This window comes from Henriciella algicola, from assembly GCF_003576245.1.
In the GTDB taxonomy this organism is placed as follows: domain Bacteria; phylum Pseudomonadota; class Alphaproteobacteria; order Caulobacterales; family Hyphomonadaceae; genus Henriciella; species Henriciella algicola.
In genome coordinates, this window is sequence record NZ_QWGA01000003.1 from 527,727 (window position 1) to 553,182 (window position 25,456).

Sequence of the window (25,456 nt, forward strand, 5' to 3'; positions counted from 1 at the left end):
GCGCCACCTCAATCAGGCCGCGACATCCTTGTCCAGTGGTTTAGCACCAGCTGGCGACTTGCGCTCTTCACCGGCCTCCGCAGCGATGACAAGTTCGGCAAAATCACGAAGCCAGGTCATGCCATCGACGGTGCGTTCAATGATGACGCTGCGAAGGTCATGATCATCGCGGCGCCGGCGTACAAAGCCCAGCTTCTCAAGGGCATCGACCGCCCGGGTGACGGCGGGTTTGGCCAATTCAAGGTCCGTCGCAAGACCGCGGATCGTATGCGGTCCGGCTGAGAGTGCGACAGTCATAAGGATGGCCTGCTGGCGTGCGGTCAGGTCGCCGTCAGAGGTGCGGACATAGGAGGACAACGCACGGCGCCACAGATTGAGGGCTTCTCTTTCGCTCATCGCCATGCAGTAACGCTCCTGACCAACTGATCGACACCCCCTCCAACTCCATAGGAGTGTGATTTGCGGGCGCCGTAAAGCAAGGTGACCGCGATAGTCGCGAACGCGTCTTAACGTTCTGTGTCGATGGTGAAGAACATGTTCTGACCAGACCGGTTTACGCGCAGAAGCAATGGCGCACCGGGCGGCGCATTGGCAGGCGACAGCGCGTCATATGCGTCCTCAAGGTCAGCAACGCGCTTGAAGCCCATCTCCGTGATGACGTCGCCCTTGCGCAGTTTGCCAAAGCTTGGCCCGTTGGCCGCAACAGAGTTTACCAGAACACCATCAACGCCGCGTGCGATGCCATAGCGGCGCCGTGCATCGTCATCGACGTTCTTCAACTCGGCACCAATCGGGTTCTGCGCCAGCGCATTCTCCGGCAGTGGCTCGCGCGTCTCGGACTCATTATTGGAGGCAAGCTCGCCGACTTCGAACGTCACGGTGCGACGCTTTCTGTCGCGGATCAGATCTACGCGCACACGTTTTCCGATCTCGGTCTCAGCCACGATGCGCGTGAGACCGCGCACATTCTCGATCATCTTGCCATCAAAGGTGAGAAGCAGATCACCGACTTCAAAATCGGCTGACCCGGCCGGCCCTTCATCATCAATGTTTGTGATGATCACGCCATCCGCGCCGTCGAGGCCATAAGCGTCCGCAAGGCCTTCATCGATACCTTGCACGTTCACACCGAACCAGCCGCGACGCGGCTTCCCATACTCGATGATCTGCGCAGAGACCTGCTCGACCAGATTGGCGGGGATAGAGAAACCGAGACCAACCGACCCGCCGGTTGGCGAAATGATGGCGGTATTCACGCCTACGACTTCACCGTTCAGATTGAAGAGCGGACCGCCCGAATTGCCGCGGTTGATGGCAGCATCGGTCTGGATGAAATCGTCATAGCGACCCGACTGGATGTCGCGGTTGCGCGCCGAGATGATGCCGGCCGACACCGAGCCACCAAAGCCAAACGGGTTACCGATGGCCATGACCCAGTCGCCGACTTCTGCTGCGTCGCTGTCGGCAAACTCAACGAAGGGCAGCGGCGCATCGCTCTCGACTTTGAGGACAGCGATATCTGTCTCGACATCGGTGCCTATCAGCTCTGCCTGCAGCGTGCGGCCAGAGGCGAAGATAACGTTGATCTCGTCGGCATTCTCGATGACGTGATTATTGGTGATGATGACACCATCAGCCGACACGACAAAACCGGACCCAAGCGAGCCTTCGCGCCGGAAGCCTTCAGGGTCACGGCCAAAGAACTCGTTGAACCGCTCGAGCGGAGATCCGTCCGGGAATTCCGGCATGCCATTTGGCGCGACGGTCTGGCTTGTCGTGATATTGACGACCGATGGCATCAGGCGGCGCGCAAGCGCCGAGAAAGAGTCCGGCGCGCGCTGCTGGTCGATGACGCTGACAGTGTCGGAGAGAGAGCCACGATCCCCGCCTTGCGATCGCTGCGCACCTGCTGGACCCGCCAGCAAGGCTGCGCCAGCAAGCCCGACAAGGGCCGACATCGCAAAACGTCTCATACTCTGTACTCCATCACACACGCATTCTTGTTATTTCTGAACTATGGCCGTTCGCAGGCAGAACGCAACGCGTCATCCAAACCGCACCGCGCAATAGAACAGGATCAGGCCCAGTATCGCAGACCAGATGCCGCCGCTGCGAACCGCGTCCAGCGGCAAGGCCGACAGCCAGGCTGCCATCCGCCGCATCGTCTCTGGCGCTGCGGCATAGAGAATGCCCTCCAGCGCGAACCATAACCCCACCGCAGCAATAAGGACCTGCCAACTCATGGCAGGTCCCGTTGATATGCTGACGGACAGGCGAGCGCGTTAGCGGCGTGAGCCGCTCTGGCGGGCCTGGTCGATGAAGTCATTACAAAGTCCAAGCTGGTTTGGTCCGACGACGATGCGGGTGCCTTCGGTGAAGGCCTGCTCACAGGCGATCAGAGAGCGGTAGAAGCGGAAGAATTCTGCGTCACGCTCATAGGCGTTGGCGTAGATTTCGTTCCGGCGGGCATCGCCCTCACCGCGGATTTCTTCAGCCTGCTGGCGCGCTTCTGCCAGAAGCACTGTACGCTCACGTTCCGCTGTCGCGCGGACAAGCTGTGCACGTTCGTCACCTTGTGCGCGGATCTCTTCAGCTTCCTGGCCACGTGTCGCCTCCATGCGCTGGAAGACGCGTTCGGACACATCGTCAGGCAGGTCAGCGCGGCGAATTCGGACATCGATGATTTCGATGCCCCGGCCGGCGATGTTGCCCGCAAGGCTCTGGCGGATCTCATCCATCAGCTCAGAGCGTTGACCAGAAATGATTTCCTCCGGCAGGCGCGACGCCAGCGCGTTACGGATTGCCGCATTGGTGAAGTTGCTGAGCTGGCTGCGCGCATCGCGTTCATTGTTGAGGCGCTGATAGAAAGCCAGCGGATCAGAAATCTGCCAGCGCACAAACGCATCAACGATGAGCTGCTCCTGGTTCGACGCATATGCCTCGATACCTTCGACATTGAGGCCGAGATTGCGGCGGTCGTACATGACGACATTCTGCAGCAACGGAATTTTCAGCTTGAGGCCCGCCTCATCAGAGCCAGGCTCATTATAGGCTTCAACGGCGCGGCCAACCTGCAGGAGAAGCGCCTGCTTGCGCTGGTCGACGATGAAGAAGGAATTGAACAGGACAATTGCTGCCAGGACGGCCGCGACGATCCCGAGGATACCGATCGATTTCATGGCCTAGTTCTCCGAATTTCTGCGATTGACGCTGTCGAGCGGCAGATAAGGCACTGCACCAGCGTCATTATCGAGGATGAGCTTGTCGCTGCGATTGAGAACGCGCTCCATCGTTTCAAGATACATGCGCTCGCGGGTCACCTGCGGCGCCTGCTGATACTCTGTCAGGATCTGCGTGAAGCGATTGGCCTGACCGGTCGCGTCCGCAATCACCTGGTCACGATAGGCTTCGGCGTCCTGCAGGATCTGTTGGGCTTCACCACGTGCACGCGGAATGATGTCGTTCGCATAGCGGTTGGCGTCCTGCACGGCGCGCTCTGCGTCCTGACCGGCATTGACCACGTCAATAAACGCAGCCCGCACTTCGGCCGGAGCCTGCGCTTCCTGAATCTCAACGTTCAGGATCTGCGCACCGGCGCGGTAGTCCTGAAGCAGCGCCTGAAGCTGGTCGCGCACCTGCGTCTGCAGCTCATTACGGCCCGTCGTGATGACATCGTCGAGGTTCGACTTGCCGACCACTTCGCGCATGACGCTTTCCGCGGCGGCTTTCACAAGCTCTTCGCCGTTTTCGACGTTCAGGATGAAGTTTTCCGGATCTTCCTGATCGTAATACCAGAAGACGCGGTACTGGACTTCGACGATGTTCTCGTCGCCGGTCAGCATGAGGCTCTCGTCTTCATTGGCACCGATCTGGGTGACCTGCTGTTGCTGCGACGGCATGATTTCATGCGTCTCGATCGGCGTTGGCAGGTGAACGTGGAGGCCCGGACCGAAATTCTTCTGCCACTGGCCAAAACGGAAGACAGCAGCCGTCTCGCCTTCGTCTACGACAACGACGCCGGAGAAGAGCCAGGCCAGAAGCGCGACAAAACCAAGGACGAGGAAACCAAACGGGCCGAAACTCTGACCGCCGCCGCGACGTCCACCGCCGCCATTGCCACCGCGTCCGCGGCGGAACCGTTCCTGCATGCGGCGCATTTGTTCTTCCAGGTCGGGGCGATTGTTACCGCCGCCGCCTCCAGACCCGTTGCCACCGCCAGAACCGCCGGGGCGGGACCAGGGCGAATCAGACTTCTTGCCCTGGGAACCCCATGGGCTGTTGCCTTTGGACGAACCCTCTCCGTCCTTATTATCATTCCAGGGCATCGCCCCTCCTTCACGACTGTCCGTCTATGGCCATATAGGCGTTGAGAGAATATGTGCACCCCAGATCGCGTGCATCAAGGAGTAGCCCGCATGTTTCGGCGTAAACAGCGACAATCTGGCAGTCTCGAAGAGCGAGTCCGCGCTGCCCTCGGCACGCCGGAATGGCTTCAGGGCGTCCGGGTACAGGATGGTGGGCGTGTAACCCTGATCCTCGAAGGCGACCCCGGCGACCTTGAGAGCTCCGAAGCGCGCCGTATCGAGGCAGAGGCCCGCGCCATGAATGTGGCTGATGTCACCGAAGTCCGCGCCATGCTGACGGCGGAACGCCCGGCCGGCAGCGCGCCGCAAGCAGCTGCGCCTGCCGCGCATGCTCACCCCTCCCCGACGCAAAGCGCTCCCAAGCCCGGTCAGCGCCGGGTGTCGAAAGGTGCTCGCCTGTCTGATGAAGCGATCACTCAGGGACAGCCCGGCCAGTCGACAACGGACCGCATCCCCGGCATTTCTCGCATTCTCGTCGTAGCGAGTGCCAAGGGCGGCGTTGGCAAATCCACAGTGGCGGTGAACCTTGCCGCCGCCTTCGCAAAGCTCGGCCTCAAGACCGGCCTGCTCGACGCCGATATCTACGGGCCGAGCGCGCCGACCATGCTCGGCACTGGCGATGCTTCGCCTGAGACGGACGCAGCAGGCAAGCTCATCCCGGTTGAGGCGCATGGCATCCATTCGCTCTCCATCGGCTATCTCTCAGACCCGGACGCCCCGATGATCTGGCGCGGCCCAATCGTGATGTCGGCCATTACGCAAATGCTGAACGATGCGGCCTGGGGCACACCAAGGGACCCGCTCGATCTCCTCATCATCGACACCCCACCCGGCACCGGCGACGCGCAGCTTGCCATCGCCCAGAAAGTGCCCGTCACAGCGGCCGTGCTCGTCACCACGCCGCAGGAAGTCGCCCTAGCCGATGTTCGCCGGGGCGCGGCCATGTTCGCCAAGACGGCAGTACCCGTCCTTGGCGTCGTCGAGACGATGAGCTGGTTCGAAGACCCTGCAGGCAATCGTCACCACATCATGGGCGAAGGCGGCGGCAAGACAATCGCCGACGCGCTCGGCCTGCCGCTGCTTGGGCAGCTGCCCATCCTCAACGAAATTCGCGAAGGCGGCGATAGCGGCAAACCAGCCGCAACGGGTGACGGCCCGTCAGCGAAACTTTTTCACGAGCTGTCGCGGTCTGTCGCGCTCAACCTGGACAATCTCCAGACAAAAGCCCCGCCGAAAATCATCTTTGAGGACTGACTAGTCGTGCCGAAGGATATTCTGTACCTGCTCACACCTGGCGAGGATCCAGCCTATCCCGGTGAGACTTTCTATTGCCCGCCATGCGCAATGGTTGAAGGCGTACTCGCATCCTTCCCGGAGCTTGCTGCAAAGCTGGATGTACGGCGGGTCGACTGGCCGCGTCCCCGCAAGGACGTGGTGGCCGTCGTCGGAGAAGAGAACCAGTCGCTTCCCATGCTTTTGCTTGAGGAAGGAACGTCTTCACCGCACCAGACCGGGACTTATCAGGGCCGCGCATTCATCAATGTTCGCGATGACATTCTGGCTGCGCTCTCTGACCGGCATGGATTCCCGCGGGCGCATCCATAGGCCTCAAGCGTTGAAGTTCAGCTTCAGCCCCGCCTCTGGCCAGCGACACTTGATCAGCTGCCCGGTGCCTGAAAGCGTGATGTAGGCATCTCTCATGTCTTCCCCGCCAAAGGCGATGTTCGTGACAAACGGGTCTGGGAAGGCAATGTGAGAATGATTGCCGTCTGGCTTCACTGTCGTGATGCCCCCCTGCAAAATGGTCGCGACGCAGACATTGCCAGCGGCCGAGATGGCGAGGCTGTCAAAGTAGCGAAGGTCCGGCATGCCAGCGACGACCCGCCCCTTCGAAAACGGCGTCGCCTGTTTCGCAACGCCCGGGCTCTCAAGGTCATAGGCCCAGACACGCGCTGACATCGTGTCAGCGAAGTAAACTGTCTGCTCATCGGGTGAGAGGCCAATACCGTTGGGCGAGATGTGGTTGTAGTCTAGCTCCTGAACCTTATCGGACCCGGAAGCGAGGAAATAGAGCCCGCCCGTATCGCGGTGGGTCGGATATGATTTGCCGAGGTCGGTGAAATAGAGATTGCCCGCCTTGTCGATGACGAGATCGTTCGGCCCCTTGAGCGGGCGACCTTCGCATTCGGTTGCAACGACCTCGACCTTGCCGGTCTCAAGAGCGATGCGCTCGATCCGGCCGCCAGAATAGTCCGGCGGACAATGACCCGGGATCAGCAGCCCGTCGCGCTCATGATAGATGAAGCCGCCATTATTCGTGCACCAGAGCTTGCCATCAGGCCCGATCGCGAGGCCGTTCGGCCCGCCCCCCGGCTCTGCGACGGTCTCTCTCTTACCGTCTGGCCAGCAGCGCGTGATCTGTTTGCTCTCGATCTCGACGACGATAACCGAGCCGTCAGACATCACGACCGGGCCTTCCGGAAACCGGAGTCCCTCTGCGATCACTTCATATTCCATGGCGCTTCTCCCGTATCTTGTCTCTTCGTCAGACAGTGCCGGGGGGCGCCGAACGCTGCAAGCGGACTCGTCGCGGAAGTTCGGATTTTCAGCTAGGGCCCGCGCCTACTTGCCTCGGCGGACCACTTCGTCAGCCGCACGCTCATAGATGCGGTGTGTGAAAGCATACTGGTTGCGATCATCAGCCGGGAAAGCGGTCTCGCTGACCGCAGTGAAATTGCTGATCCCGTCCGCTGAAAAGAAAACATCGCCATCGACGTCAGCGTCGACCTCGGTGATGTAGAGCCTGTCTGCCAGAGGCATGGCTTTTTCAAACAAGCTTTGCCCGCCGATCACAAAAACCTCGTCCACACCGGCCTTTTGCGCCATCGCACGCGCTGCAGCGGTTGCAGCATTCATGTTGGAATAGACCCGGGCTTCAGGCGCCGCATAGTCCCAGTGACGCGTCAGGACGATGTTCTGACGTCCGGGCAGCGGTTTGCGCGGCAGACTTTCCCACGTCTTGCGGCCCATTATGATTGGCTTGCCGAGCGTGACCTTCTTGAAAAGCTGAAGATCGTCGGGCAGCGACCATGGAAGTGTCCCATCCTTGCCGATGGCGCCTTTTCGGTCACGCGCCACGATCAAGGCAAGCTTCACATTCTGTGAGATGGGCATAAGTTACCTCTCAAAAGCTGGCGTGTCTTGCGACGCCTCTGCGCACCGGCGGGCCGTCATTACGCGGACTCGATAAACCTTCAATGCCGGCCCTGCTCAAGGAGCTGCTGTTTTTCATGATGACTTTCTGGGACGGCATCGTCGCGGCACTGACCAATTCGCAACCGTCATTACTATTTCCGGTTTTTCTCGGCCTCGTTCTGACATCTGCAGTGATCTGGCTCGCGAATGGCCGCTTCTGGGCGTTTGTGTACTTTGCGACGATTCCGTTCCTGAACTGGTCCTTTGGCATGGTCGACAGCATCACGATTGCGACGCCGGGCGAAACCTTCGCGCGGGGCATAGAGCTTCATCCTCTGACTGTGGTCACCGGCCTCGTCTTCGTTTTCCGAGATTTCGTCCAGCGCCGCATGGGCCACAAGGTTCTTATCGTGATGGCGCTCGCCATCGCCTGGTCATTCTTCTATGCGTGGCCCGTGATCGCGCTCGCCTCGGGCATCGCTTTTGCAATATCCGAAATCACTGACTGGCTGATCTTCACCTTCACGAAGTATCGCCTGTCGACCCGGATCCTTGTCTCCAGCGCAGTGGCGGCGCCAGTCGATACGACCATCTTCCTTTATGGCGCAGACCTTGCCCGCCAGATGCAGCTCGGCGATGAGCCCGGCAATATGCTCCATCTCGCCAACTGGATCGTCTTCATCATCGGCAAGATGTCCGGCGCGGCCGTCATCTCCTACTATATCCGCCAGCGTGAGAAGCAGGGCCTGATCGACCCGTATGACGATGACGGTTTCACACCAGAGAGCAAGCCTGCCGGGGCCTGACCTCACGACAGTGTTTTCACCGCCTTCTGCTTCGTTATGGTTTGATCAGAACAGTCAGACCAAAGGGAGGTCCTCATGAAACTTGGCAGCAACACACCCGCAGTGGTGACCGGCGGCGCATCCGGCCTGGGACGCGCAACCGCAGAGGCGCTCGCCGCGCAAGGCGTGAAAGTCGCCATCTTCGACATTCAGGAAGAAAAAGGCGAGGAAGTCGCCAAAGCCATTGGCGGTATCTTCTGCAATGTGAACATCCTGGACGAAGCCTCCTGCGAGGCCGGCTTTGCGAAGGCACGCGAGGCGCACGGCCAGGAGCGGATCACCGTTCATTGCGCCATGACCTCTGGCAGGGGCAAGACGCTGGCCTTCGACAAGGAGACAATGAAGTACAAGCGCACGCCGACCGACCAGTATGACCGCGGCGCGCAGGGTATTCTCGTCTCATCCTATCGCATTGCATCCATGTCTGCTGAAGGCATGGCCAATGCCGAGCCGCTCAATGATGATGGCGAGCGCGGCTCGATCACGCTGACGGCCTCGGTTGCCGCCCAGGACGCGCAGATCGGCCAGGTCATCTATGGCTCTTGTAAAGCTGGCGTGAACGGTCTCGTCCTGCCAATGGCGCGCGACATGATGGATGCAGGCGTGCGCGTGAACTCGATCATGCCGGGCATCTTCGCGACGCCGCTGATGCTGGGCGCACCGGACAAGGTGCTGAACAGCCTCGCCGCCTCCGTGCCGTTCCCGAAACGCCTCGGCAATCCGGACGAGTTCGGCTCTCTCGCGGTCGAGATCGCCCGCAACACCTATCTCAACGGCCATAATTTCCGTCTCGACGGCGCAATCCGCATGGCGCCGAGATAAGTTCTGAACCGCTTTACGCCCTCGTCCTTCGACTTCGCTCAGGATGAGGGCGTTCATCAGCACGCTCATCCTGAGCGAAGTCGAAGGACGAGCGGGCTGACGATCCCTTAAATGAAATCAGACGGCGACAGGCGCCTTGATATGCTTGTGCGCCTGATAGCCCACCAGCTCGAAATCCTCATACTCCCAGCCGAACAGGTCAGTCTTGTCGGGGTTCAGGACCATCTTCGGCGGCGCATAGGGCTCTCGCGTCAGCTGCAGCTTGGCCTGCTCGATATGGTTTGAATAAAGATGCGCATCGCCAAGCGTGTGGACAAACTCACCGGCTTTGAGGCCGGTCGCGCGCGCCATCATCATGGTCAGCAGCGCATAAGAGGCGATATTGAACGGCACGCCGAGGAAGATGTCAGCCGAGCGCTGATAGAGCTGGCAGTTCAGCTTACCGTCCATAACGTTGAACTGGAACAGGCAGTGACACGGCGGCAGTGCCATCTCGTTCACATCTGCCGGGTTCCAGGCAGACACGACCAGCCGACGTGAATTCGGGTTGGTCTTGATCTCGTTCAGCACCCATTCGATCTGGTCGATCGTCCGGCCATCAGGTGCGGCCCATGAGCGCCATTGCTTGCCATAGACGGGGCCGAGATCTCCATTCTCGTCAGCCCATTCATCCCAGATCGAGACCCCATTATCCTTGAGGTACTTGATATTGGTATCGCCCTTCAAGAACCAGAGCAGCTCAATGATGATGGAGCGCAGATGCAGCTTCTTCGTCGTCAGCAACGGGAAACTGTTTTCCAGGTCGAAACGGAGCTGGCGCCCGAACACACCGATCGTGCCCGTGCCGGTGCGGTCACCGCGTGCGACACCGTTCTCCAGAACATCGTTAAGCAGGTCATGATACTGGCGCATGGGCGTAGCAATGACGACTCGCTCACGTGAGTCCAGAGGCCCGGCGCACTTTTCCGGCCGACCGGGCCTGCCCCACAGCACGCACCGGGCATGCGGAGGATATTAACGCAACCTTACTTGCCCCAGTCAAAAGAACGAGGTCGGCGAAGCGGCATCCTAATACCCCGCTTGTAGAAGCTCTGATCGAATGAACCGCTTCTACCCGGATGAAAGCCCATGCTGACCACCCGACTGACACATCTGCTCAAGAACAAGCGCGGCAATGTCGCAGTGATCTGGGCCTTTGCACTCCTGCCTATCCTCGCTGTTGTCGGACTGACGCTCGACACGCAGGTCACGTCCAGCAAGAAAGGGCGGGTGCAGCACTCCCTCGACTCTGCGGTTCTGGCAGGCGCCAGAATGCTGCAGGCTTCAAACTCGACGGATGAAGGGCGCACACACGCCGAAACCTATTTCAATTCGCTCGTTGCGAACAACGCCGGCCTGAACTGCGATCCGGTCGTTATTACCTTCCCTGCTGAAGAAGAAATCCAGGGAGACGTACGCTGCTTCCAGGACACCGCGATGAGCGGCATCGTCGGGCGCTCGCAGCTTGAGTTCAATGTGTCGTCCACCGCGACTTATGGCGTTGGCAAGCTCGACGTTGCCTTCGTCTTCGACATCTCCGGATCGATGAATTCGCATGGACGACTGGCCGCGCTGAAGCTGGCTGCAGCCGATGCGGCAACAACTCTGCTGCCGCTGCCGGGGTCCTCAAGCGATGGTGATGTGCGGATCGCAATGGTCGCCTATAACGGCATGATCGACGCGGGTCAGTACTTTGAAGAAGTGACCGGCCTTACCAAGAATCGTACCTACACCGCCACTTACACCGGACAGACCGAGGAGTGCGAGTGGGTCTGCCGGTTCGCGATCGGCCGGTACTGCCTCAGCTGGCTGAACCAGTGCCGTAATGTCGACCGCCAGATGACAGCGACAAAATCCGTGAACTCCACCTGTGTCTACGAACGCGATGGCGATTTCCGATTTGATGATCACCAACCGACCCAGCGGTCCACGCCTGATCTGATCGACACGCTTCCAGCCGGCCAGCGCAGGGCGACCACCGACGGCACGAACTCTGACGGATATCTCTCGACAGCTTATGCGGAGTATAATTCGTACTACAATTCGTGGAATGTGGTCGGCGACGACTGCCTGAGCGTGAAGCCGTTCGAGCTCAGCGATAATGCCACGCAGATCCAGCTCTACATCCAGAGCCTCTACGCCAATGGCGGTACAGCCGGTCATCAGGGCATTGCATGGGGCTGGTATCTGATCTCGCCGGAATGGTCAGACGTTTTCGACAATAGCGCCGAACCGCTTTCCTATGACGAACCTGACACCACCAAGGCCATGATCATCATGACGGATGGTGAGTTCAATTCGCAGTTCTATGGCGGACAGGGTAACTCGACCGAACAGGCCCGCGCGCTCTGCGACAGCATCAAGGAAGAAAACGTCGTAATCTTCACGATCGCCTTCCAGGCACCTCCTGCTGGTGAAGACGTCCTCAACTACTGCGCGTCGAGCGGGGAGCATGCCTTCAAGGCCTCAAATGGCGCCGAACTTCGCGCAAGCTATCAGTCGATCGCGACCTCGATCTCGGACCTTCGCATCAAGAGCTAACACCAGGACGCAAGGTTAATCGCGGCCTGCCGGGCGGGTTTCAATTTCCAGATGTAATTGAAGCCTCCCGAAAGCCCTGCTGGTCCAGACTCATTTCCATGTGCGGCAAGATCTGGAACCCCAGCTTCAAGCGAAACAGCGATGGTCAGATGGCCATCCTGTTTGCGCTATCGCTGTTCCCGATCGCGCTGATCGCGGGCTTCGCTGTCGACTTCCAGGTGCTGACAACGAACAAGTCAAAGGCGCAAAGCAGCATCGATTCCGCTGTCATTGCAGGCACCCGCGCCTATCAGGACGGCGCAACGAAGCTTGAGGTGCAGCAGACCGTACGCACCTATTTCACCGCGCTGATTTCCAATGGCCCCTTCCCGCTGACCTGCACCCTCCCGGCCGTCGTCATCGACGATACCGATGTGGAGGCGACCACCAGCTGCACCATGGACACATTCCTCGCCAAGATTGCCGACATCGACACATTCGAGTTCGACGTTGAAACGGCGACGACCTATGGCATCGGCAAGGTCGACGTGTCCTTCGTATTCGATGTCTCAGGCTCGATGGACGGACAGCGCATTGCCGACCTCAAAATCGCTGCGCGCGACGCCGTCGACACATTGCTCGTCGAAGACCCCAAGCCCGGCCACGAAGATGACATCCGCATATCCATGGTCGCCTATAATGGCGCCTTCAATGCGGGCGATTATTTTGAAGCGGCAACGGGCAGCTCCAGCTCCCAGAGCGTGAATTATTACTACAATGGGCGCTGGTACACTTATTACTACTACTCAACCTGTGTGTTTGAGCGTGAAGGCAGCCAGGCCTTTACAGATGCGGCACCCGGCCCCGGTCAGTACATCGTGAAGGCGGATGTCTATCGCCGCGACGATTGCGGCGACGCGGAGCCGCTTGCCCTGACAAGTTCGCGCCAGCCTCTCTATGACTACATCACCGCGCTCGGCGCTGAAGGGAATACAGCGGGCCATCTCGGCGTCGCCTGGGGCTGGTACATGATTTCACCAGCGTGGAGCGCGGTCTTCCCCGAAAGCGCCGCCCCCCTCGCCTATGATGAGCCAGACAGCGCCAAAGCCCTTATCCTGATGACAGATGGGGCCTTCAACACGGTCGGTGACAGCTCGAATGGTAACTCCACCTGGCAGGCCAAACAGCTCTGCGATCAGGCCAAGGCCGCCGGCATCCGCATCTATTCAGTGGCTTTCCAGGCCCCCGAGGCAGGCCGCGAAGTGCTTCAATATTGCTCCAGCGGCTCGGAATTTTTCTTCCGGCCAGAGAACGGTCAACAGCTTCAGGATGCCTACCAGTCCATCGCGAGTTCAATTTCTGACCTGCGGATCACACTCTGACCCCTTTCATCGGTGCGATGTGCGGCCTATATTCAACTCGTTCCTTCGGGGACTATGGCGATAAACGCGCGTGCAATAAGCGGTTCGGACCCGGGGGCGGTACCCGGCGCCTCCACCAAATTCCCTTCCTTCAGCGGGACGGCTTTGGGGGCGAAACAGGATCGACGGACGTGTAAAGACGATGCCTTCGCCCGGATGAGCTCCGTTAGAAGCTCACTCAACAATAGTTGCAAATGACAACTTTGCTGAAGGCGAACTGCTCGCAGCCTAGTCTGCGCTCGGTTTACCGAACTTAACTCCTAGGGCTTCAGCGCCTTAGGCGGGGCCCGGAGGCGCCTGGCAACAGAAGCCTCCACCTCATCCCCGAAAATGCATCCAGTCCCCATATTTGGAACGAGAGCCTGCCAAGCCGCGTTTGCCTCTCATCTAAAGGAGAGAACAGATGTCTTCATTCGCGATTTATACTATCGGTTTCATCATCTTTCTGGGCGGGCTGATCTGGGCTGCAGTTGCCCTTGGCGTGCCCGGTCAATGGGTTGCCATCGGCGCAGTCATTCTCGGCGGTCTCGGCCTGATCACCGCCGTTACCAATACGCGCCGCAAGGACGAAACGCCCGCCACCGAAGGCAAACCGAGCGGTTAATACTGCCGCGCTTGCCGGTTCAACACATCACATACTGCCTCGTTTGTGACGCAATCGTCATCGAGAGTATGGGCGAAACGCTGCTTTGCGCTTCGCCTCATGGATGAAGCATGTTGAACCGGCGGCTGTTCCCGGTACAACCGGGACCTCTCGGGAGGATTATTCGATGACGGACTATATCGGCTATGAAGCACTGACCCAGGCTGCCATGCGCGGCGTGGTACGTGAAACACTTCGTCAGACGGCCGCAAACGGCGCCGCTCCCGGTGAGCACCACTTCTACATTACCTTCCGCACGAAAGCGCCCGGCGTGAAGATGGCCGACCATCTCATCGAACGTTTTCCCGATGAGATGACCATTGTCATTCAGCACCAGTTCTGGGATCTGGAAGTGCATGATGGCCACTTTGAGCTGATCCTGAAATTCAGCGGTGTGCCACAGCACCTCTCCATCCCTTATGCGGCAATGACGCGCTTCGTTGATCCAGCCGTGAACTTTGGCCTGTCCTTCGAGAAAGAGATGACCAAGGGCGAACCTGAGATCATCAGCCCGGCCAGTGAAGCTTCTGTCGAGGCAGAAGAAGAGGCGCCGAAACCGGCGCCGAAAGCATCTGGTGACGCGAACGGCTCAACGGTCGTAAGCATCGACGCTTTCCGCCGGAAATAGATTTTGTCCGAACAGACTGAAAAGCCGCGCCTCAGCGACGCCGACATGCTGGCGCGCTTCCGCAGTTCGAAGAAGCGCCCTGCCTGCTCCGACACGCTCGGCATGGATCTCGCTGAGGTCCATCAGGATGAGATGCGGGTGGTGGTCAATTTCACTGCAGACAAAAGCTTTGCCAACCCGACAGGCGCTATCCAGGGCGGCTTCATCGCGGCCATGCTGGACGAGGCGATTTCGACCAACATTATCATAGCCTCCAATGTCACGATGACGGCGCCGACGCTTGAAATGAAGGTGTCGTATCTCGCCCCGTTATTTGTTGGCCCGGCAAAGGTAGAGGCGAAGATACTCAAATTCGGCAAGTCGGTCTGCTTCTCCGAAGCCAGCTGCTTTGACCCGGATGGAAAGCTTGTGGCGACCGCAACGGCGACCGCTTCGCCCCGGCCGTTCAAGCGGTTCTGATTCTCCGTCTCGCACCGATAAGACCCCTCTATAATTTAACTTGAATATTTCCACGCTGCGGGCATCTACAGCGTTGCGCGACGCCAGCGCGGGCAAAACCCTGATTCCGTTTCCGGGCGGCGACCCGGCCTTTCAGGAGCTTGCCAGTCCATGATGCTGGTCCCCTGCTATCTTGCTGCCTCTGACATCGAAGGCCTCGGCGTCTTTTCTCGTGAGCCAATTAAGCGTGGCCAACTCATCTGGCGTTTCGATCCACGCGTCGACCGGATGATCTCGCTCGACAGCTTCAGCGACGCCGATGAGCGGCTTTCGGATTTTCTGAAGCGCTATACTTACATCCCGCCCTACGACCGTCAGGTCTGCATTCTGGACGGCGATGAAGGCCGCTACATGAACCATAGCGAGCAGCCAAACACCGACTTCTCCTCGATCGACGCTGGCTATGCCCTCTTCGACATCCCCGCTGGTGTGGAGCTTACCTGCGACTATCGCGAGTTCGACACGACGGCAGAGAACATGATGGCTTCGATCAGCCCGCTTGGACGCCAGCTTCCGGCTGACTTCCTGATGGCCGTCGATACGGCGAAAGCTGCGAATTAGGACCGATCAGGGGCCGCTAGGCGCGGCCCCTCAATCCATCGCCTCAACACGCATATATATGCCTTCCCGCTCGCCCACCCGACGCTCGACAAGAAGGCGCGCAACCTGATGGTCATCTGCAAAGGCGTTGCCTGACACGCTGTCGAGCAGCGCCTTTGCCAGATTGTCGAGGTCCATCCAGGGCGGGTCGCCTGTATATTCCATGACGATATGGACCGCGTAATCACCATGCCCCGGGCGAAGCCGGGTGAAGTCCTTGCGAAAGAACTCCTTCAGTAGCGGCTTGTAGTATTTCGCCTGCGTTGTCAGGCCGAAGCAGCGCACCTCGAGCGCGCCCTCATCAGTGATGCGCGCGCGCACTTTCCCAGACTTGATCCAGTCATCCATAGGCACACACCTAGAACGGTCTTTCAGAACGGACCAGCATCTATGGTCACGCTGCCCATGATTTCGTTTTGCGCATGAAATATGAAATTTCACAGGATGGGGTCAGAGAACGTCATCCTTAATGTGCGATATGCTTCACATGCGTAGATTAGCGTCTCTCCTGTCTGACTTCGTGCAAAGAAAGCCGACCCGTCTCCCCATCCTGGTCAGCGGCACGGCGATCACACTCGCAACAGTCAGCGCATCGGTCACCGTAGCGCTTGGCCTGAACCACAATGGCGCACTGTTCATTGCCACGGTCATCTTCATCTCGTGCGCGATCGCCATTCCGGCCGGTCTCGTTCATTATTTGAGAGAGATTGAGATTGCCGCGCATCAGGAGAAGCTACAGGCGCTCGCCGCGACCGACGCCCTAACGGGGCTCATGAACCGGCGAACATTTGAGCGGGTCGCGGAAAAAGAACGCATACGCATGGGCCGAACAGGCGATGCCGCTGCGCTGGTTCTTTTCGACCTCGATCGATTCAAGTCGATCAACGACAATTACGGCCATGCGGCAGGCGACGAGGTGCTGAAGACCGTTTCCCGACTGGCAAGCAACGTCCTGCGTCTTCCGGTCGACGCGCTTGCCCGCTGGGGCGGCGAAGAGTTTGCGATCTTGCTGACCGGCGTCAATCTCGATCAGGCCTGCAAGGTCACCGAGCGACTTCGCACCGTAATCGAAGAGGCCAGCTTCAAGACGATCGCGCCAGGATTATCTGTTTCGGCAAGCTTTGGTGTGACCTCGTTCACTGCCTCTTCCTCGCTCCACAGCGCGCTCAGCGAAGCAGATCACGCCCTCTATGACGCCAAGCGGCACGGACGCAATCGCACAGTTTGCACAGGCGCGGGGGGCCGCAAAGTCATCGCTCTCGCACGTAGGGTGTGACGGCTCACGTGACCTGAAAACCACAATGAGGTGTTCTGAGTCTTATTCGTCCTGACCGTCGCACGCTTGTTGCAAAGCACAAATAGGAGGCTCGCCAGCAGAAAACTGCATTGCGGAGCCTCCCATGAAAAACTTCCTCCTCACCACGACAACGCTTGCCCTCGCCGCGTCTTTCGCTGCCCCTGCCCTCGCGCAGGAAACGAGCGAAGATGAACTGCGCCAGACGACAGTGACCGTTACCGTCCAGAAGCGCGCTGAGAACCTGCGCGACGTGCCGGTCGCGGTGTCCGCTGTCGATAGCGAACTTCTCGACGATCTCGGCCTCGATGAATTCTCGGACGTCGCCCGCTTCGTGCCGGGCTTCGAGGTTCAGGAGCAGAGCCCGAACAATCCGGGTTTTGTGATCCGCGGCATCACCTCCGATAGCGGCGAATCGAATATCGAGCCGCGAATCGCGATCTTCCAGGACGGTGTTTCAATCTCCCGCTCGCGCGGCTCTGTCGTTGAGCTCTTCGATCTTGAGCGCGTCGAAGTTGCCAAAGGTCCGCAGCCGACCCTGTTCGGGCGCGGCGCGCTCATCGGCGGCGTGAACGTCATTCAGGCCAAGCCGGAATTTGAGTTCTCCGGTCAGGCCACCGCCGGTATCGGCAACTATGATGAGGTCTATCTCGACGGCTACGTCACTGGCCCGATCGTCGAAGACACGCTTGCCTTCCGCATCGCAGGCCGCCTTCGTGAGCGCGATGGCTATGTCGAAAGCGTCAATCCGGACGAGGAAGACTTCAACAGCCAGGACATGTCGGCCGTGCGCGCCTCGCTCGCCTTCACGCCGACCGCAGACCTGCGCTTTGACCTCATCGCAAACTATCAGGAAGACAGCCCATCGGGCACCAGCTTTAAATCCATGGCTTTCCTGCCAGAGCCAAACGGCTCAGCCGCGCCATGGGACCCGGCCAACCTCAACACCTTTGGCAACTTCCTCGGTGGCAAGCCGCTTGGCCTTGAGCGCGAGGTAACCAACGTCACGCTCCTCGGCGACTGGCAGGTTTCCGACTACATCACGCTGTCCTCGATCACCGGCTACCGCGAGTTCGACAGCCTCGAAGTGTTCGATCCGGACGGTTTCGGTCTCGACCTCCTCATCTTCGGCGAGGACGCGTCGGGCGAACAGTTCAGCCAGGAATTGCGCGCAAACTATGATGCTGGCGGCCGGGTTCGCGGCTTTATCGGCGCAAGCTATTTCGATGAGAGCGGCAAGCAGAATGTCCCGCTCACTTTTGACGAGCGTGCCGTTCAGGCCCTTCTTGGCGGCTTCCTGACCCCGCCAAATGCGCCGCCGGCAAGCGCCTTTCCGGGCATCAATCTGACTGTCTTCCAGCAGTCTGGTGGCACCGTCGTCGTACCCCTGAAGCCGATTCATAATGAGCGCTTCGTCAATGATGGTGAAACGCAGGCCTTCGAAGTCTTTACGGACGCCACATTTGATGTGACCGACCGCCTGCAGCTCACCGGCGGTCTTCGCTACACCACCGAAGACAAGGAAAGCGGCTTGCTCGTCGAGCTGCTGAACGGCCCAAGCGCGCTGACCGGTGCTGGTCTCTTCGTCCAGCCATCGGGTGGCCGCATCGCCCGCAGCGAAACTTTCGATGACCTCACCTGGCGCGCCGCGGCGAAGTTCGAACTGACCGACTCGGTCAACCTCTTCGCCAACTATGCCCGTGGCCGCCGCCCGGAAGTCATCACGGCTTCAGCATCTGCACCAGCAGCAGGCTTTGCCATCCTCGATGCAGAGATCGTCGACGCCTATGAAGTCGGCGCAAAAAGCTCGCTTCTCGGTGGTGACCTCAGCCTCGAAGCTTCGGCCTTCTACTATGAATACAACAACTTCCAGTCGACGCAGATCAACGCACAGGGGCTGATCGAGCCTATCAATGCTGGCGATGCGACGGCTGAAGGCTTTGAGGCGCAGGCCAACTGGTACCTCTCCGACGCGCTCAACATCATCGCGAGCTATGGCTATAACTATGCCCGCTTCGACGATGAGCCGGGCGCCCCGTTCGGCGGTAACAAACTGCGTCTCTCGCCAGACCACAAGGCCAGCCTCGCGGCCCGTATCTTCCTGATGGATGCGGGCTTCGGCACGCTCAGCCTCGTACCAAGCTACACCTGGCAGTCGCAGGTCTATTTCGACAACACAGAGCGCGAGCTGATCAGCCAGGAAGCCTATGGCCTCGTCAATCTCAACGTCCAGCTCGACCTTGAGAACGGCTTCGGCGTCGAGGCGTACGTCAACAACCTCACCGGCGAAGACTATATCATCGATGCAGGCAATACCGGCGATGGCTTCGGCATCCCGACCTTCATCGCAGGCACGCCAACCTTTTACGGCGCACGCATCCGCAAGTCTTTCTAGGCTTCGGGCTCAGAGAATCATTAAAGGGCGCGTCGAAAGGCGCGCCCTTTTCCTTTGCGCGCTAGATCCAGCCAGCGAGCTCCCGCTCCGCCAGCGTCTCAAGCAGGTCAATCGCCCGCTCTGAGTCGTTGAGGCACGGCGCCACCGAGAAATGCGTCCCGCCCGCTTCCATGAAGCTGTCGCGGCCTTCCATGGCGATCTCTTCGAGCGTCTCAAGACAATCGGAAATAAAGGCTGGCGACACCGCCACCACCTTCTTAACGCCCTGCTCCGGCAGCGCTTCCAACGTCTTGTCAGTATAGGGCTGCAGCCACTCGGTCGGCCCGAACCGGCTCTGGAAAGTGGTCATCGCAAACCCGTCCGCCCAACCAAGCTTCTCGGCCACCAGACGCGTCGTCTTGTGACAGTGGCAGTGATACGGGTCGCCCTTCTCGAAATAGGCCTTCGGAATGCCGTGATAGCTCATCAGCACACGGTCCGGCTCGAAATCGAGGCCTTCAATATGTTCTGAAATCGATGCTGCCAGCGCCTCGATATAGGCGGGGTGATCATGGAAAGGCGCGGCCGTGCGCACGGCCGGCTGCCAGCGCATGTCTTTCAGCGCATCAAAGCTGCGGTCATAGACACTGGCCGACGTCGTCGCAGAGTACTGCGGATAGAGCGCCATCACCGCAATCCGGTCACAGCCCTTTGCCTTCATGTCAGCGATTTTCGAAGCGATCGACGGATTGCCATAGGTCATCGCAAAATCGACAATCAATCGCTCACTGCCAATCCGCGCATTCAACTTCCCGGCCTGCCGCTTGGTGTAGACCAGCAGCGGAGAGCCCTCATCGGTCCAGATTTTCTTGTACGCCTCACCGGACTTCTTTGGCCGGAAGGTCAGGATTGGCCCCTGAAGGATCGGCTGCCAGATCAGCGGGCTCACTTCGATCACCCGCCGGTCAGACAGAAATTCAGACAGGTATCGGCGCATCGACTTGTAGTCGGTGCCATCAGGCGTGCCGAGATTGACCAGCAGCAAGCCAGTCTTGCCCTGCGTCACGCTCGGATGCCCCTCCGGCGCGTGCGGCGGCTTGCCTGCAAGCAATGTGTCTGTCTCAGCCATCGGATACCCCTCCGCGTCTCATGGCATCATAGATAGGGCAGCAGGCCGGGCGACAAGTCCACGCACTGCGACATGCGCGCGCAAACGCGCTTTTGCGCTGGCGCGCCGCCATGCTAAAGCGCCCGGGACCTTACAGATTCAACCGACACACGAACAGGAGCCGACCCGATGGGCATCTTTGGCGACAAGCAGCCGAAACCACGTACTGAAAGCGACACGATGGGACCTGTCGAAGTCCCGGGCGACAAGTATTGGGGCGCGCAGGCAGAACGCAGCCTCGGCAACTTCAAGATCGGTTGGGAAAAGCAGCCTGCTCCGATCGTCCGTGCGCTCGGCATCGTGAAGAAGGCCGCCGCCGAAACCAATATGGCACTCGGCAAGCTGGACGAGAAACTGGGCAAGGCCATCGTTGAGGCCGCCGACGAAGTCATCGAAGGCAAGCTCGATGAGCATTTCCCGCTCGTCGTCTGGCAGACCGGGTCGGGCACCCAGTCCAACATGAACGCCAATGAAGTCATCTCGAACCGTGCAATCGAAATCCTCGGCGGAGAGATGGGCTCCAAGTCGCCCGTCCACCCGAACGATCACTGCAATATGTCGCAGTCCTCGAACGACACCTTCCCGACCGCCATGCACATTGCCTGCGCCGAGGAAGTCACCCACCGCCTCATCCCGGCGCTACAACAGCTTCACAATGCGTTGAACGACAAGGCAAAGGCCTGGGCCGACATCATCAAGATCGGCCGCACCCACACCCAGGACGCGACCCCGGTCACGCTCGGCCAGGAATTCTCCGGCTACGCACAGCAGCTCGCCAATGGCATCGAGCGCATCGAGATGACGCTGCCTAAGCTGATGGAGCTTGCGCAGGGCGGCACCGCTGTCGGCACAGGTCTCGCCTCCCCCAAAGGCTTTGACACAATGGTCGCCGACAAGATCGCACAGATCACCGGCCTCAATTTCCGCACCGCGCCGAACAAGTTCGAAGCGCTCGCGGCCCATGACGCAATGGTCTTCACACATGGCGCGATCAGCACGGTCGCCATGTCCTGCTTCAAGATCGCCAATGACATCCGCTTCCTCGGCTCTGGCCCACGCTCCGGCCTTGGTGAGCTTGCCCTGCCAGAGAATGAGCCGGGCAGCTCCATCATGCCGGGCAAGGTCAACCCGACCCAGTGCGAAGCCCTCACCCAGGTTTGCGCCCATATCCACGGCAACAATGCTGCCATCGGCTTTGCCGGCAGCCAGGGCCATTTTGAGCTCAACGTCTTCAACCCGATGATGGCCTACAACTTCCTCCAGTCGGTTCGCCTTCTGGCAGACGCGGCCGTGTCCTTCACCGAGAACTGCGTCGTCGGCATCGAGCCACGCCTCGACAATATCGAGCGCGGCCTGAAAAATTCACTGATGCTGGTGACCCCGCTCAAGGAAAAGTACGGCTATGACCGCGCCGCGGCGATCGCGAAGAACGCCCACAAGAATGGCACGACGCTCAAGGAAGAAGCCATCAAGGACGGCATCCCCGAAGACGACTTCGACGCCATCGTCGACCCATCCAAGATGATCTCGCCGGGGTGATTGCTGTTACACGCCATGTAAGCTAAGCTACATCGCATGGAGCTTCTTACATGGCGTACTGCAGCGGGACTGACGCAGCGCGAATTGGCCGCTGCAGTCGGCGTGAGCGCAATCCAGATATCCAGGCTGGAACGACGGTCGAGTTCTCCATCTGTGGAAACAGCGCGGCGGATAGAAGTCGTAACGGAGGGCGAGGTAACGGCCGCCGAACTTCTCGGTATTAACGCAGCTGGCGAACGCCGCGGAGTCATGGAGGAGTCGAAGCGTTTCGACTTTGGGGCATCTGACGATGCCCTACTCGAAGAAGCCGCATCATACGGCCTCGATGCCGGAGAAATCGCGCGTGCAGCTGTAGAGCGCGCTGTAAAAACCGAGCGCATGAAACGCTTCTCGGAAGAAAATCGCGAAGCCATCGAGAGCTGGAACGAGCACTACAAGAAGCACGGCCTCTGGAACGAAAAGTACCGGCTTTTCTGATGGATGAACGCTTCGCAGTTCACGAGATCAGTGACGATCCGGAGCAGTTGATCGTACTTCTCCAATACCCTCGTGTGGACACTGGACCAGCGGTCCTCGTTGCGCCCCTTCTCGCTGACAAAATCCTGCGACCGATCCCACCCGTCACGATTGATGTAGTCGTCCGGGATAAGTCTTTCATATTGGCGACACACCAGCTTTCGGCATTTCCAAAGCAGCTCATCGGCAGGCGCGTCGGGTCTCTTATCGATCACGAATACGACATTCAGCGGGCCCTCTCCCGGCTCTTCTCGGGCAACTGACGCCCACTGCTCTTGCCAGCGCCGCACGCCTCCTCCAAACCGCAGGAAGCAAACGAAGCGGAGGACACGCCATGAGCAATGATTTCAGCAATCTCTTCTCGGTGAAGGGCAAGACAGTGGTCATCACGGGTGGATCGCGCGGCATCGGTGAGATGCTTGCGGCGGGCTATCTCGCCAATGGCGCCAAGGTCATCATCTCCTCGCGCAAGGCCGATGCCTGCGAAGAAACTGTAAAGCGCCTGAAAGACCAGTATGGCGGCGAGATCTACGCCATCCCGTCCGATGTCGGCCAGATGGTCGGCATCCAGCACCTCGCTGACGAGATCGCCAAGCGCGAAGACAAGGTCGACGTCCTCATCAACAATGCAGGCGTTGCCTGGGGCGCGAAGTTCGAGGACTTTCCAGAGAGCGGCTGGGACAAGGTTATGGACGTGAATGTGAAGGGCATCTTCTTCCTCACGCAAAAGCTGGCACCGCTTCTGAGAAAGTCCGCCAGCGCCGAAGACCCGGCGCGGGTCATCAACATCGCCTCCATTGATGGCATGCACACCTCGCCGATGAGCGGCTATGCCTATGGCACGTCCAAAGCTGCCGTCATCCACCTCACCCGCTTCATGGGCGCGGCCCACGCCGGTGAGCATATCCTCGTCAACGGCATCGCACCTGGCCCATTCCCGACATGGATGCTCTCCACCGGTGTCGGCTATGGCGGTGAGACTGAAGGCGTCGACTGGCAGGCCATTGGCGACCGTAACCCATCCGGCCGTGTCGGCACGCCGCAGGACATTGCAGGCCTTGCCATGTTCCTCTCCTCACGCGCGGGCGCCTATATCTCAGGTCACACCATCCCATGCGACGGCGGCATCGTCTCGTCGAGCTAGCCGGCACGCAGCACCAAAGTCAGCTCCGATGACGGCCTGCATGTTGCGCCGCAATATAAAGACCGTCATACGGACGCCTGACGTTAAACGCCAACAGACTGAGCCAGCCCGTGACCAGCAAATCCCCATTCGCTGCTTTCGCAGATCGCCTCGGCGCGCAGAATTTTTCTCAGGAAAACCTCGCCAAGTTCACGCCGAACCGGATCAAGATTGAGCTTCTTTCAGGCCTGACCGTAGCTCTCGCTCTGGTACCGGAAGCCGTCGCCTTCGCTTTTGTCGCTGGCGTGCATCCGCTCGTCGGCCTCTATGCCGCTTTCATTGTCGGCCTCATCACGGCCTGCATTGGCGGACGGCCGGGCATGATCTCGGGCGCGACTGGCGCGCTTGCTGTTGTGATGGTCGCCCTCGTCGCCCAGCACGGCGTGGAATATCTCTTCGCCACGGTCGTGCTGATGGGTATCCTCCAGCTTGGCGCAGGCATCTTCAAACTCGGCAAATTCATCCGGCTGGTGCCCCATCCTGTAATGCTCGGTTTCGTGAATGGCCTCGCCATCGTGATCTTCCTTGCCCAGCTGACCCAGTTTCAGGTGCCCGGCACGGCTGAAGTTTCCGGTCATGGCATGGCTGGCGGAGAATGGATGAGCGGCTGGCCGCTGGCGCTCATGCTGATCCTCGTTGGCGTTACGATGGCAATAATCTGGGGCCTGCCCAAGTTCACCAAGGTCATCCCGGCTCCGCTCGCCGGCATCGGCATTGTCGCCGCCATCGTTATCGTCTTCGGTCTCGACGTGCCGCGCGTCGGCGATATGGCCTCGATCGAGGGCGGCCTGCCTGCCTTCCACATACCAGCTGTGCCGCTGAACCTCGAAACGCTCGAAATCATCCTGCCCTATGCGGTGATCCTTGCCGCCATCGGCCTCATCGAGAGCCTGCTGACGCTCAACCTCGTCGGTGAAATGACCAATAAGCGTGGCGGCGCGAGCCAGGAATGTGTCGCGCAAGGCGCGGCCAACCTCGTCACCGGTTTTTTCGGCGGCATGGGCGGCTGCGCCATGATCGGCCAGTCAATGATCAATGTGAAGTCCGGCGGTCGCACGCGCCTTTCGGGCATTTCTGCCGCGCTCTTCCTGCTGGCCTTTATTCTTGTCGGTTCCAGCCTGATTGAGCAGATCCCGCTGGCCGCGCTGGTCGGCGTGATGTTCATGGTCGTAATCGGCACCTTTGCCTGGAACAGCCTTCGCATCATGACCCGCATCCCGCTGACCGATGCGCTCGTCATCGTGCTCGTTACCACCGTCACCGTTTTCTATGACCTCGCCACGGCCGTGGTCGTCGGCGTGATCGTTTCCGCGCTTGCCTACGCGTGGAACAATGCCCGCCGCATCCGCATCATTGAGCGCGACTCAGTGCGCACGCCTGGCGCTCACGTCTATGAAATCGAAGGTCCGCTCTTCTTCGGCTCGACCGATGGCTTTGCTGAGCTCTTCCACCCGGAAACCGACCCGGACGTCGTCATCGTCGACTTCATGCGGTCGCGCGTCGTGGACCAGTCTGCCCTGCAGGCCATCGAAGACCTCGCCGCCAAGTATGAAGCTCACGGCAAGACGCTCCGCCTGCGCCACCTCTCGCGCGATTGCCACAAGCTGCTGAAACGCGCCGGACAGCTCATGGTCGATAGCGATGATGACCCGGACTATGCCGTCGCCGTGGATTATTCTGTTCGCACCGGCGCCTTCGGCGGCGGGCACTAGGCTGTATCGGCCTCATTCCCCCTCGCGCGAACGGGCGGGGGACTTTTCCCCTGAGACCTGAATTTACTTTGGGTTTCGCGCCCCTAACCCTTAAG

Annotated in this window: 27 protein-coding genes and 1 other RNA gene; 18 read left to right on the forward strand and 10 right to left on the reverse strand. The window is 59.7% G+C overall.

Annotated features, from left to right (window positions below; translation table 11 throughout):
- Positions 1–12: 12 nt before the first annotated feature.
- The 5 genes from D1222_RS03035 to hflK all read right to left on the reverse strand — a co-directional run bounded on the left by D1222_RS03035 (position 13) and on the right by hflK (position 4,325).
- Complete coding sequence (locus D1222_RS03035; protein ID WP_119452752.1) at positions 13–402, reverse strand: MarR family transcriptional regulator; 390 nt, start codon at positions 400–402, stop codon at positions 13–15.
- Between the two features lie 104 nt (positions 403–506).
- Entirely contained in the window at positions 507–1,973 is a 1,467-nt protein-coding gene (locus D1222_RS03040; protein ID WP_233348484.1) for a Do family serine endopeptidase, read from the reverse strand.
- Between the two features lie 72 nt (positions 1,974–2,045).
- Positions 2,046–2,243: a DUF2065 domain-containing protein gene (locus D1222_RS03045; RefSeq protein WP_119452754.1), complete on the reverse strand. Its 198-nt coding sequence runs from the start codon at positions 2,241–2,243 to the stop codon at positions 2,046–2,048.
- Positions 2,244–2,282: 39 nt separating this feature from the next.
- Positions 2,283–3,179 (reverse strand): protease modulator HflC, encoded by an 897-nt coding sequence (gene hflC, locus D1222_RS03050; RefSeq protein WP_119452755.1) that lies wholly within the window; start codon positions 3,177–3,179, stop codon positions 2,283–2,285.
- Positions 3,180–3,182: 3 nt separating this feature from the next.
- Complete coding sequence (gene hflK, locus D1222_RS03055) at positions 3,183–4,325, reverse strand: FtsH protease activity modulator HflK (RefSeq protein WP_119452756.1); 1,143 nt, start codon at positions 4,323–4,325, stop codon at positions 3,183–3,185.
- Positions 4,326–4,415: 90 nt separating this feature from the next.
- Between hflK and D1222_RS03060 the strand changes: the two genes are divergently transcribed.
- Both D1222_RS03060 and D1222_RS03065 read left to right on the forward strand, forming a co-directional pair.
- Positions 4,416–5,618, forward strand: coding sequence for an Mrp/NBP35 family ATP-binding protein (locus D1222_RS03060; RefSeq protein WP_119452757.1), 1,203 nt, complete (start codon positions 4,416–4,418; stop codon positions 5,616–5,618).
- Positions 5,619–5,624: 6 nt separating this feature from the next.
- Positions 5,625–5,969: a DUF3088 domain-containing protein gene (locus D1222_RS03065; RefSeq protein ID WP_119452758.1), complete on the forward strand. Its 345-nt coding sequence runs from the start codon at positions 5,625–5,627 to the stop codon at positions 5,967–5,969.
- Between the two features lie 3 nt (positions 5,970–5,972).
- Here the strand turns inward: D1222_RS03065 and D1222_RS03070 are convergent, their stop codons facing one another.
- Together D1222_RS03070 and D1222_RS03075 are read right to left on the reverse strand one after the other, a co-directional pair.
- A complete protein-coding gene (locus tag D1222_RS03070; RefSeq protein WP_119452759.1) occupies positions 5,973–6,881 on the reverse strand; it encodes an SMP-30/gluconolactonase/LRE family protein in 909 nt (302 codons plus the stop codon).
- Positions 6,882–6,986: 105 nt separating this feature from the next.
- On the reverse strand, positions 6,987–7,538 hold the full coding sequence (locus D1222_RS03075) for a dihydrofolate reductase (RefSeq protein ID WP_182481851.1): 552 nt from the start codon (positions 7,536–7,538) through the stop codon (positions 6,987–6,989).
- A gap of 116 nt (positions 7,539–7,654) precedes the next feature.
- Here D1222_RS03075 and D1222_RS03080 point away from each other — a divergent pair, with 116 nt between their 5' ends.
- Positions 7,655–8,365 carry a VUT family protein gene (locus D1222_RS03080; protein ID WP_233348485.1) on the forward strand — a complete coding sequence of 237 codons (711 nt, stop codon included), beginning with the start codon at positions 7,655–7,657 and terminating at the stop codon, positions 8,363–8,365.
- 75 nt (positions 8,366–8,440) lie between these two features.
- A complete protein-coding gene (locus tag D1222_RS03085; protein ID WP_119452761.1) occupies positions 8,441–9,226 on the forward strand; it encodes an SDR family oxidoreductase in 786 nt (261 codons plus the stop codon).
- A gap of 117 nt (positions 9,227–9,343) precedes the next feature.
- On the opposite strand, the gene D1222_RS03090 is transcribed toward D1222_RS03085, so the two are convergent.
- Positions 9,344–10,138 (reverse strand): thymidylate synthase, encoded by a 795-nt coding sequence (locus tag D1222_RS03090; protein WP_119452762.1) that lies wholly within the window; start codon positions 10,136–10,138, stop codon positions 9,344–9,346.
- A 216-nt stretch (positions 10,139–10,354) separates the two neighbouring features.
- Here D1222_RS03090 and D1222_RS03095 point away from each other — a divergent pair, with 216 nt between their 5' ends.
- From D1222_RS03095 to D1222_RS03125, 7 genes are all read left to right on the forward strand, one after another.
- Positions 10,355–11,806: a TadE/TadG family type IV pilus assembly protein gene (locus tag D1222_RS03095; protein WP_119452763.1), complete on the forward strand. Its 1,452-nt coding sequence runs from the start codon at positions 10,355–10,357 to the stop codon at positions 11,804–11,806.
- 98 nt (positions 11,807–11,904) lie between these two features.
- Complete coding sequence (locus tag D1222_RS03100) at positions 11,905–13,167, forward strand: vWA domain-containing protein (protein WP_119452764.1); 1,263 nt, start codon at positions 11,905–11,907, stop codon at positions 13,165–13,167.
- Positions 13,168–13,524, forward strand: a transfer-messenger RNA (tmRNA) gene (gene ssrA, locus D1222_RS03105). It abuts the gene before it with no gap.
- 85 nt (positions 13,525–13,609) lie between these two features.
- A complete protein-coding gene (locus tag D1222_RS03110) occupies positions 13,610–13,810 on the forward strand; it encodes a hypothetical protein (RefSeq protein WP_119452765.1) in 201 nt (66 codons plus the stop codon).
- A 166-nt stretch (positions 13,811–13,976) separates the two neighbouring features.
- Entirely contained in the window at positions 13,977–14,477 is a 501-nt protein-coding gene (locus D1222_RS03115; protein WP_119452766.1) for an SspB family protein, read from the forward strand.
- A 3-nt stretch (positions 14,478–14,480) separates the two neighbouring features.
- Positions 14,481–14,936, forward strand: a complete 456-nt coding sequence (locus D1222_RS03120) for a PaaI family thioesterase (RefSeq protein WP_119452767.1) — start codon at positions 14,481–14,483, stop codon at positions 14,934–14,936.
- 150 nt (positions 14,937–15,086) lie between these two features.
- Entirely contained in the window at positions 15,087–15,536 is a 450-nt protein-coding gene (locus D1222_RS03125; protein ID WP_119452768.1) for an SET domain-containing protein, read from the forward strand.
- 30 nt (positions 15,537–15,566) lie between these two features.
- Here D1222_RS03125 and D1222_RS03130 read toward each other — a convergent pair whose 3' ends face one another.
- Entirely contained in the window at positions 15,567–15,923 is a 357-nt protein-coding gene (locus D1222_RS03130; RefSeq protein ID WP_119452769.1) for a RusA family crossover junction endodeoxyribonuclease, read from the reverse strand.
- Positions 15,924–16,062: 139 nt separating this feature from the next.
- On the opposite strand from D1222_RS03130, the gene D1222_RS03135 reads away from it, so the two are divergent.
- Both D1222_RS03135 and D1222_RS03140 read left to right on the forward strand, forming a co-directional pair.
- Positions 16,063–16,851, forward strand: coding sequence for a GGDEF domain-containing protein (locus D1222_RS03135; protein ID WP_182481852.1), 789 nt, complete (start codon positions 16,063–16,065; stop codon positions 16,849–16,851).
- A 124-nt stretch (positions 16,852–16,975) separates the two neighbouring features.
- Entirely contained in the window at positions 16,976–19,264 is a 2,289-nt protein-coding gene (locus tag D1222_RS03140; protein ID WP_119452771.1) for a TonB-dependent receptor, read from the forward strand.
- 61 nt (positions 19,265–19,325) lie between these two features.
- Here D1222_RS03140 and hemH read toward each other — a convergent pair whose 3' ends face one another.
- A complete protein-coding gene (hemH, locus tag D1222_RS03145) occupies positions 19,326–20,372 on the reverse strand; it encodes a ferrochelatase (protein WP_119452772.1) in 1,047 nt (348 codons plus the stop codon).
- A gap of 168 nt (positions 20,373–20,540) precedes the next feature.
- On the opposite strand from hemH, the gene fumC reads away from it, so the two are divergent.
- From fumC to D1222_RS03170, 5 genes are all read left to right on the forward strand, one after another.
- Positions 20,541–21,950: a class II fumarate hydratase gene (gene fumC, locus D1222_RS03150; RefSeq protein WP_119452773.1), complete on the forward strand. Its 1,410-nt coding sequence runs from the start codon at positions 20,541–20,543 to the stop codon at positions 21,948–21,950.
- A gap of 36 nt (positions 21,951–21,986) precedes the next feature.
- Positions 21,987–22,427 (forward strand): type II toxin-antitoxin system CcdA family antitoxin, encoded by a 441-nt coding sequence (locus tag D1222_RS03155; protein ID WP_119452774.1) that lies wholly within the window; start codon positions 21,987–21,989, stop codon positions 22,425–22,427.
- On the forward strand, positions 22,427–22,729 hold the full coding sequence (locus D1222_RS15945; RefSeq protein ID WP_119452775.1) for a CcdB family protein: 303 nt from the start codon (positions 22,427–22,429) through the stop codon (positions 22,727–22,729). Before D1222_RS03155 ends, D1222_RS15945 begins: the two co-directional genes overlap by 1 nt.
- A 71-nt stretch (positions 22,730–22,800) precedes the next feature.
- Entirely contained in the window at positions 22,801–23,610 is an 810-nt protein-coding gene (locus tag D1222_RS03165; RefSeq protein ID WP_119452776.1) for an SDR family oxidoreductase, read from the forward strand.
- A gap of 110 nt (positions 23,611–23,720) precedes the next feature.
- Positions 23,721–25,361, forward strand: a complete 1,641-nt coding sequence (locus D1222_RS03170; RefSeq protein WP_119452777.1) for a SulP family inorganic anion transporter — start codon at positions 23,721–23,723, stop codon at positions 25,359–25,361.
- Positions 25,362–25,456: the final 95 nt, after the last annotated feature.

Bases quoted from the DNA above. Each gene is read 5' to 3' on its own strand.
- D1222_RS03035 (WP_119452752.1), bottom strand. From the start codon at position 402: ATGGCGATGAGCGAAAGAGAAGCCCTCAATCTGTGGCGCCGTGCGTTG.
- D1222_RS03040 (WP_233348484.1), bottom strand. From the start codon at position 1,973: ATGAGACGTTTTGCGATGTCGGCCCTTGTCGGGCTTGCTGGCGCAGCC.
- D1222_RS03045 (WP_119452754.1), bottom strand. From the start codon at position 2,243: ATGAGTTGGCAGGTCCTTATTGCTGCGGTGGGGTTATGGTTCGCGCTG.
- hflC (WP_119452755.1), bottom strand. From the start codon at position 3,179: ATGAAATCGATCGGTATCCTCGGGATCGTCGCGGCCGTCCTGGCAGCA.
- hflK (WP_119452756.1), bottom strand. From the start codon at position 4,325: ATGCCCTGGAATGATAATAAGGACGGAGAGGGTTCGTCCAAAGGCAAC.
- D1222_RS03060 (WP_119452757.1), top strand. From the start codon at position 4,416: ATGTTTCGGCGTAAACAGCGACAATCTGGCAGTCTCGAAGAGCGAGTC.
- D1222_RS03070 (WP_119452759.1), bottom strand. From the start codon at position 6,881: ATGGAATATGAAGTGATCGCAGAGGGACTCCGGTTTCCGGAAGGCCCG.
- D1222_RS03075 (WP_182481851.1), bottom strand. From the start codon at position 7,538: ATGCCCATCTCACAGAATGTGAAGCTTGCCTTGATCGTGGCGCGTGAC.
- D1222_RS03080 (WP_233348485.1), top strand. From the start codon at position 7,655: ATGATGACTTTCTGGGACGGCATCGTCGCGGCACTGACCAATTCGCAA.
- D1222_RS03085 (WP_119452761.1), top strand. From the start codon at position 8,441: ATGAAACTTGGCAGCAACACACCCGCAGTGGTGACCGGCGGCGCATCC.
- D1222_RS03090 (WP_119452762.1), bottom strand. From the start codon at position 10,138: ATGCGCCAGTATCATGACCTGCTTAACGATGTTCTGGAGAACGGTGTC.
- D1222_RS03095 (WP_119452763.1), top strand. From the start codon at position 10,355: ATGCTGACCACCCGACTGACACATCTGCTCAAGAACAAGCGCGGCAAT.
- D1222_RS03100 (WP_119452764.1), top strand. From the start codon at position 11,905: ATGTGCGGCAAGATCTGGAACCCCAGCTTCAAGCGAAACAGCGATGGT.
- D1222_RS03110 (WP_119452765.1), top strand. From the start codon at position 13,610: ATGTCTTCATTCGCGATTTATACTATCGGTTTCATCATCTTTCTGGGC.
- D1222_RS03115 (WP_119452766.1), top strand. From the start codon at position 13,977: ATGACGGACTATATCGGCTATGAAGCACTGACCCAGGCTGCCATGCGC.
- D1222_RS03125 (WP_119452768.1), top strand. From the start codon at position 15,087: ATGATGCTGGTCCCCTGCTATCTTGCTGCCTCTGACATCGAAGGCCTC.
- D1222_RS03130 (WP_119452769.1), bottom strand. From the start codon at position 15,923: ATGGATGACTGGATCAAGTCTGGGAAAGTGCGCGCGCGCATCACTGAT.
- D1222_RS03135 (WP_182481852.1), top strand. From the start codon at position 16,063: ATGCGTAGATTAGCGTCTCTCCTGTCTGACTTCGTGCAAAGAAAGCCG.
- D1222_RS03140 (WP_119452771.1), top strand. From the start codon at position 16,976: ATGAAAAACTTCCTCCTCACCACGACAACGCTTGCCCTCGCCGCGTCT.
- hemH (WP_119452772.1), bottom strand. From the start codon at position 20,372: ATGGCTGAGACAGACACATTGCTTGCAGGCAAGCCGCCGCACGCGCCG.
- fumC (WP_119452773.1), top strand. From the start codon at position 20,541: ATGGGCATCTTTGGCGACAAGCAGCCGAAACCACGTACTGAAAGCGAC.
- D1222_RS03155 (WP_119452774.1), top strand. From the start codon at position 21,987: ATGGAGCTTCTTACATGGCGTACTGCAGCGGGACTGACGCAGCGCGAA.
- D1222_RS15945 (WP_119452775.1), top strand. From the start codon at position 22,427: ATGGATGAACGCTTCGCAGTTCACGAGATCAGTGACGATCCGGAGCAG.
- D1222_RS03165 (WP_119452776.1), top strand. From the start codon at position 22,801: ATGAGCAATGATTTCAGCAATCTCTTCTCGGTGAAGGGCAAGACAGTG.